This is a genomic window from Bradyrhizobium sp. LeoB3, assembly GCF_055456055.1.
Genome location: NZ_JBVBEF010000238.1, coordinates 1 through 2,853 on the forward strand (window position 1 = coordinate 1; position 2,853 = coordinate 2,853).

Sequence of the window (2,853 nt, forward strand, 5' to 3'; positions counted from 1 at the left end):
AGGCTTCCTCCTAAAAGAAAGCCTTGAATCACGTTCCATCTGATTTGAGAATCCCAAGAGTCCACACGACCTAGCGCTCTAGCCAAACCGGCCGCCGCGCTGGATCACCTCGATCTTGTAGCCATCGGGATCGGCGACGAAGAAGAAGCGCGCCAGCGTCTTGCCGTCATGCTTGAAATCGCGCAGCGGTCCCGGCGCGAGCTTCTCCCGCTCGAACCGCGCATGCTCGGCATCGACATCGTCGACGATCACAGCGAGATGGCCGTAGCCGTCGCCGAGCGTATAGGGCTCCTTGCGGTCGAAATTGACGGTCAGCTCGACCTCGAAGGGGGAGGACGGGTGGCGCAGGTAGATCAGCGCGAAATCGTCGAACTTGAGATGATCGGCGACCTTAAGGCCGAAGGCGCGCGCGTAGAAATCGAGCGACTTCGCCTCGTCGAGCACGCGGATCATCGAGTGAACGGGTTTTGCCATTCAGTTGAGCTCCTTCAGATAAGCGATGATGGCGGCGCAGGTCTCCGGTTTGGCCTGGCGATAGGCCATGATGGAGCCGGGGATCATCGCCTGCGGGTTGGTGAGCCAGGCGTCGAGCCTGGCGTCGTCCCAGACGAAATCGGCGTTCGCGAAGCCGGACGAATAGTGAAAGCCTTCGGCCTTGCCCGCGGGGCGGCCGACGATCTTGAACAGAGGCGGGCCTTGGCGGACCGGATCGGACAGGTTCGTGGTGTGGCAGGTCCCGCATTGCTGCTTGAACAGCGCAGCACCATCGGGCGGCTTGGCGGCAGGCAATGGCATCTGCGCAGCCGCGATCGTCGCGAGCAACGCACTGCAACATCCAAGCCCGATTGCTGCCGTTGCGCGTAGCCTTCTCATCCACATCACCGCCTGTACGCGGTAACTCTAGGTCGCGCACGAAAGGCGGTGGTAGTAGCGGGCTGTTTCACCGCAGAACAAAACGCGTCGATGACCTGCGGCTAGGAAAATCGTGCCGGCCAAACCGCTTGATGCCGCCGCATATGTGAAGGGCAATTTCGCGAAATTGCCCCGAAATCCCTGCACGATCTCCACACGACGCAGATTGCATGGCGCACGCGTCGTTTGCGAGACGTTCAATCCGCGTGAAGGGGAGACCGGCGCAGCAGGCGGCGTATGGAACCGCCGAACCTTCCCGCACGAACAAAATCCAGGAGCAATGGATGAAGCTAGCGAAAACCTCTGTGATTGCGCTTGCCCTCTCGGCCGCACTTGTCGGCCCTGTCCTTGCGCAAGGTGCTGCCACCGGCGGCACGATCCGCGGCGGCGCGCAGGAAAGGGGCGCGGCGCCGGGTGGGATGACGGGCAGCGGCGATGAGGAGATGAACGCGCAGACGGCCGCTCCGACCGGAAAGGCCGGCGCGAAGGCCGGCGCCAAGGGCACGGTGGGTGCAGGCGCCGGATCTGGAGCGCACAAAGGCACGGCGACGGAGCCCGCTGCTCCCGGCAGCAAGCGCTACTAGCCGCGCAACCTCTTCACCTCTCCCGCTTGCGGGAGAGGCATAGGCCGCCTTCGGCGGCCGTTCTCAAGAACGCCGAAGCGAAGCTTCGGCTATGGCGCAAAGCGCAGCGGGTGAGGGCTCTCTCCACTCAGGGAGAGTCCCAATGCGGAGACACCCTCACCCCAACCCTCTCCCGCAAGCGGGAGAGGGAGCGCAGCATCCGCGCGTTCTTGACATCAATCGTCAAACCCTCTTGCGCCGCGCCGTGCCTTGATGTCGCCGCGGCGCTTCTTGCCTTCCAGGCGCCGCTGCTTGGAGCCGAGCGTCGGCTTGGTCGGTCGGCGCGGGGTTGGCCGAACCATGGCTTCGCGGAGCAACTCGAGCAGGCGCTCGATCGCGTCGGCGCGATTGCGCTCCTGGGTGCGGAAGCGCTGGGCGTGGATCACGATCACACCGTCCTTGGTCATGCGCTGGCCGGCCAATCGGACCAGCCGCGCCCGGACATCCTCGGCGAGCGCGATCTTGTGCGTGTCGAGGCGTAACTGCGCCGCAGTCGCGAGCTTGTTGACGTTCTGCCCGCCCGGACCCGAGGCGCGCACGAAACCGATCTCGATATCGTTCTCGTCAATGAAGAGGTCGCGGGCAACCCGCAGCATGGCATCACCGGTGGCCGAGTAGAATCGTCGGTCGTACCATAGCGGGTTTGTGAGACACGTGCGCCTGCGGAGCCGCCGCGGGTCTTCGGCCTCCGCAACCAGAGACCCTCATCCTGAGGAGCGGCCGCTAGGCCGCGTCTCGAAGGATGGCCGCGGGCGAGATCGGGGCCTCATGGTTCGAGACGCCGCTGTGCGGCTCCTCACCATGAGGGGCAGCCAGCATAGCTCGCGGCCTAAAGCACCTAGTTCGGCGCGGACGGCTTTGCGGCTGACGGCGCGGCGGCAGGTGGGCTGGCGGCCGGCGGCGTTGCGGCTGATGGCGCGCTGGCCGGTTGGGCCGCGGCCTGCGGGGTGCGGCCGACGACGACCGTGAGCAGGCCCTGGCCCCAGAGCCGCTGCGACACCTTGCGGGCGTCGTCCAGCGTCACCGCGTCGACGATGGCGTTGCGCTTCTCGATGTAGTCGATCGGCAGCTTGTCGGTCTGATACTGCAGCATCGCCTGCGCGAGCTTCGAGGAGGTATCGAGCGCCAGCATCTGCGAACCCTTCAAATACGACTTGGCCTCGTCGAGCTCCTTCTGGGTCGGGCCTTCCTCGGCCATGCGGCGGACTTCCTTCTCGATCGCGTCCACCGTTTCGCCGGCGCGATCGGCGCGGGTGCCGGTATTGCCGATGAACAGCGAGGAGTGCTCCATCCAGACCAGCGCTCCATAGACGGAATA

Annotated in this window: 5 protein-coding genes; 1 reads left to right on the forward strand and 4 read right to left on the reverse strand. The window is 65.1% G+C overall.

Annotated elements, in window-relative coordinates; translation table 11 throughout:
- Positions 1 to 78 precede the first annotated feature (78 nt).
- Together ACZXDY_RS45280 and ACZXDY_RS45285 are read right to left on the reverse strand one after the other, a co-directional pair.
- Positions 79 to 474, reverse strand: a complete 396-nt coding sequence (locus tag ACZXDY_RS45280; protein ID WP_456645902.1) for a VOC family protein — start codon at positions 472 to 474, stop codon at positions 79 to 81.
- Positions 475 to 795, reverse strand: a complete 321-nt coding sequence (locus ACZXDY_RS45285; protein WP_464349938.1) for a c-type cytochrome — start codon at positions 793 to 795, stop codon at positions 475 to 477.
- Between the two features lie 401 nt (positions 796 to 1,196).
- Between ACZXDY_RS45285 and ACZXDY_RS45290 the strand changes: the two genes are divergently transcribed.
- Positions 1,197 to 1,496: a hypothetical protein gene (locus tag ACZXDY_RS45290; RefSeq protein ID WP_028163933.1), complete on the forward strand. Its 300-nt coding sequence runs from the start codon at positions 1,197 to 1,199 to the stop codon at positions 1,494 to 1,496.
- 215 nt (positions 1,497 to 1,711) lie between these two features.
- Here the strand turns inward: ACZXDY_RS45290 and arfB are convergent, their stop codons facing one another.
- Positions 1,712 to 2,131 carry an alternative ribosome rescue aminoacyl-tRNA hydrolase ArfB gene (gene arfB, locus ACZXDY_RS45295; RefSeq protein ID WP_464349936.1) on the reverse strand — a complete coding sequence of 140 codons (420 nt, stop codon included), beginning with the start codon at positions 2,129 to 2,131 and terminating at the stop codon, positions 1,712 to 1,714.
- 242 nt (positions 2,132 to 2,373) lie between these two features.
- A partial coding sequence (locus ACZXDY_RS45300; protein WP_464349937.1) for a M16 family metallopeptidase occupies positions 2,374 to 2,853 on the reverse strand: 480 nt, incomplete at its 5' end.

Coding starts and splice junctions, on each gene's coding strand:
- ACZXDY_RS45280 (WP_456645902.1), bottom strand. CDS start 474: ATGGCAAAACCCGTTCACTCGATGATCCGCGTGCTCGACGAGGCGAAG.
- ACZXDY_RS45285 (WP_464349938.1), bottom strand. CDS start 795: ATGCCATTGCCTGCCGCCAAGCCGCCCGATGGTGCTGCGCTGTTCAAG.
- ACZXDY_RS45290 (WP_028163933.1), top strand. CDS start 1,197: ATGAAGCTAGCGAAAACCTCTGTGATTGCGCTTGCCCTCTCGGCCGCA.
- arfB (WP_464349936.1), bottom strand. CDS start 2,131: ATGCTGCGGGTTGCCCGCGACCTCTTCATTGACGAGAACGATATCGAG.